Genomic DNA, 2,983 nt, shown 5'->3' on the forward strand with positions numbered 1-2,983 from the left:
CCGTTTTTGCCATCGATACGAAAGATGCTAATACTGTAGAAAAGGCCGCTCAGGTTGAGATAAAGAGTATTGACCAGAAGATTGCAGCCCTTCTAGGCACTGAGGTTAAGAACATCACGATTCAGGACATTGCTGTAAACCCAAAATCAAAGAACGTGTATTGCGCTGTCCAGCATAGCGACGGCACGCCGGTTCTGCTCAAAATTGAAGGAAACAACATCACTCCCGTCTCTCTGAAAGACGTACCGTTTTCAACCGTAGCACTGACGAACGTTCCCTCGGCGGATGCTAAAGACAGACGGGGTGAGTCACTACGTATCGCTTCTATTTCCGATATGGGTTATGCCGATGGTAAACTGCTGGTCAGTGGCTTATCCAATCAGGAATTTGGCTCTACGTTCCGCAGTATTCCGTTTCCCTTTACGAATGCGCAGGATCAGGCTTCGCTAGAAATTTACCATGCCGCCCACGCCAAATACGAGACGATGGCCCCCATTAAAACATTTACAACGACTGAAATAAAAGGAAAAAAATACCTGCTGGCGAGTTATACCTGCACTCCGCTCGTCTTGTTTCCGATGGACGAATTAAAGGCAGGAAAGCACGTAAAAGGACGTACCGTAGCCGAAATGGGAAGTGGCAATCAGCCGCTGGATATTGTTACGTTAACGAAAGGCGGTGAATCTTTTTTGGTTATGGCCAATTCCAATCGGCCGGTTTTTAAAGTTAGTCACAAAAATTTAGAAGCTTATCAGGGAGCACTGACCACGCCCGTGGCCGAAAACTTCGCTACTGCCGGTGTAAATTTTGTGTCATTACCGTTGACAAACGTACTACAACTCGACAAACTGGATGATTCGCGCATGATTCTGCTTCAGCGTCGCTCCGATGGCAACCTTGATCTTTGGACGTCCAGTGACCGGTATTTATAAAAACTCCCGTCAGAAATTTGTCAGGCTATGCGCGTTGTATAGCCTGATTTTTTTTAATGCTCTCCTTAGCTGCCAACACGCGCAGGATAGCGACATTACGATTCGTTGGGATGGTAAACGCGCCATTGGAATTTCTATTCCAGAACAATTTGCCAAATCCATTCCCGATGATTCGCTGAAGCACCTGTTAGCCGTACGATTGGCGAATAAAGAAACGTCGATATTGGGTAATTCGCGACGGGCAGGCGATGCCCTTATTTTTGAACCGATTATCCCGTTCACGCGCGGTCTGCGCTACGTTGTCTGGCTGAGAAATAAACGTCTGGGAGCGGTTACAATTCCGGCTTTAGACGCCAACGACCGGCCAAAGCTTGTGGCGATTTATCCGTCGCAGGACTCACTTCCCGATAATCTGCTAAAAATCTATCTTCATTTTTCGCGACCGATGCGCGAAGGACAATCCCTGAAGTATGTTGCTTTGCTCAAAGACGGCACGGATTCGATACCAGACGTATTTCTGAATCTTCAACCCGAACTCTGGAATGCCGACCGCACCATGCTGACACTTTGGTTAGATCCAGGACGTATCAAACGCGACCTTCAACCGAACAAACAATTGGGGGCGCCTTTACAATCCGGTGGTCGTTATCAGCTTGCTATTGCCGCCGACTGGGCAGATGAATACGGTGCTACGTTAGGCAAACCTGCATCAAAAACGTTTATAACTACTCAACGGGATAGTTTATCGCCCAATCCGAAACAATGGACTATTGACGTACCAAAATCAGGGAGTACTCAACCTCTGGTTGTAGCTTTTGGCGAACCACTCGACTATAATTTACTGACAGAAACGCTACGTATCCTTCAGGAGAACGGGAAAGAGTTTGCGGGTACGTGGGCTATCAGAGATGAAGAAAAGCAAGCCTGGTTCCGTCCCACTGCTGGCTGGCAATCTGGTCGTTACACGCTGCGTATTGAAACTCGTCTGGAAGACGTAGCCGGCAATAATCTCAACCGCCCATTCGACCGCGACATTACCCGGGAAAGACAAAGCGCTACGTCTCAATCGTTTACGGATCGCTTTTTCAATGTGCGCTAGGACGTAAAGATCATTTGTTACGCCCAGACCTTTGTACCTTCTGTGCAGTTGCGGCACATTTCGATTTCGGAGCGGGAACGTAGTAGTGTCTGGCGAAAATCCTGATAAGCGGCCCCATGCCAGAGGTCGGCAAACGATTGCGTTTGTAAATCGCCTAAACGGTGGTGAGCGTCTTTGTCGAAGCAACATGGAACGACAAGACCATCCCAGGTAATAACGCACGAATGCCACATTTTCCAGCAATGGTCACCGAAGCCATTTTTGATTCGATACGTTCCGTCAGACTGGGATACGTAGCGACTGTACTGGTCCAGTGTCGGAATCAGATCGGAACCCTGTTCGTAGTCGTAAATCTGTGCTGTTTTCAGGCCAACTTCATCAACGCCTAACTCACGAGCCAGTTTCTTCACTTCCGCAATCTGATGTTCGTTGGGTTTCACGACCAGAAACTGAAACACTACGTGAGGAGTCCGCGATTTAAGCTCTTTTTTCCAGCGCAGAATGTTTTTTGTTCCTTCGAGCACTTTCTCCAGCTTCCCTCCTACCCGATACTGCTGGTACACTTCCTGCGTAGTACCGTCAATCGAAATAATCAGTCGATCCAGCCCCGACTCCACCGTTTTTCGGGCGTTGGCATCTGTCAGGTAGTGGGCATTTGTGCTGGTTGCCGTATAAATATTACGTTCCGTAGCGTAACGTACCAAATCCAGAAATTGCGGGTGTAAATACGGCTCTCCCTGAAAATAGAAAATCAGATACAGCAGCGTTTCGTGGAGTTCGTCGATAGTACGTTTGTAGAGATCTTCACCGAGCATGCCCGTTGGGCGCGTAAACGAACGCAAGCCGCTTGGACATTCGGGGCAGCGCAGATTACAGGAAGTAGTCGGCTCAAAGGAAATCGACATTGGCAAACCCCGTTGCGCTGGCCGGCCTGTTTGCCGGGCAACGTAGT

3 protein-coding genes are annotated in these 2,983 nt (G+C 48.6%); 2 read left to right on the forward strand and 1 reads right to left on the reverse strand.

Going from position 1 to position 2,983, the window contains the following annotated elements:
• Both ACOJS8_RS28030 and ACOJS8_RS28035 read left to right on the forward strand, forming a co-directional pair.
• Window positions 1–932: hypothetical protein (locus ACOJS8_RS28030; RefSeq protein ID WP_420151867.1), on the forward strand; the 932-nt coding region annotated here is incomplete at its 5' end.
• Window positions 889–2,031 (forward strand): Ig-like domain-containing protein, encoded by a 1,143-nt coding sequence (locus ACOJS8_RS28035; RefSeq protein ID WP_420151868.1) that lies wholly within the window; start codon window positions 889–891, stop codon window positions 2,029–2,031. The genes ACOJS8_RS28030 and ACOJS8_RS28035, both read left to right, overlap by 44 nt.
• A gap of 17 nt (window positions 2,032–2,048) precedes the next feature.
• On the opposite strand, the gene ACOJS8_RS28040 is transcribed toward ACOJS8_RS28035, so the two are convergent.
• On the reverse strand, window positions 2,049–2,983 hold a 935-nt coding region (locus tag ACOJS8_RS28040), incomplete at its 5' end, for an SPASM domain-containing protein (protein ID WP_420151869.1).

It is taken from the genome of Spirosoma sp., assembly GCF_048594605.1.
GTDB lineage: Bacteria > Bacteroidota > Bacteroidia > Cytophagales > Spirosomataceae > Spirosoma.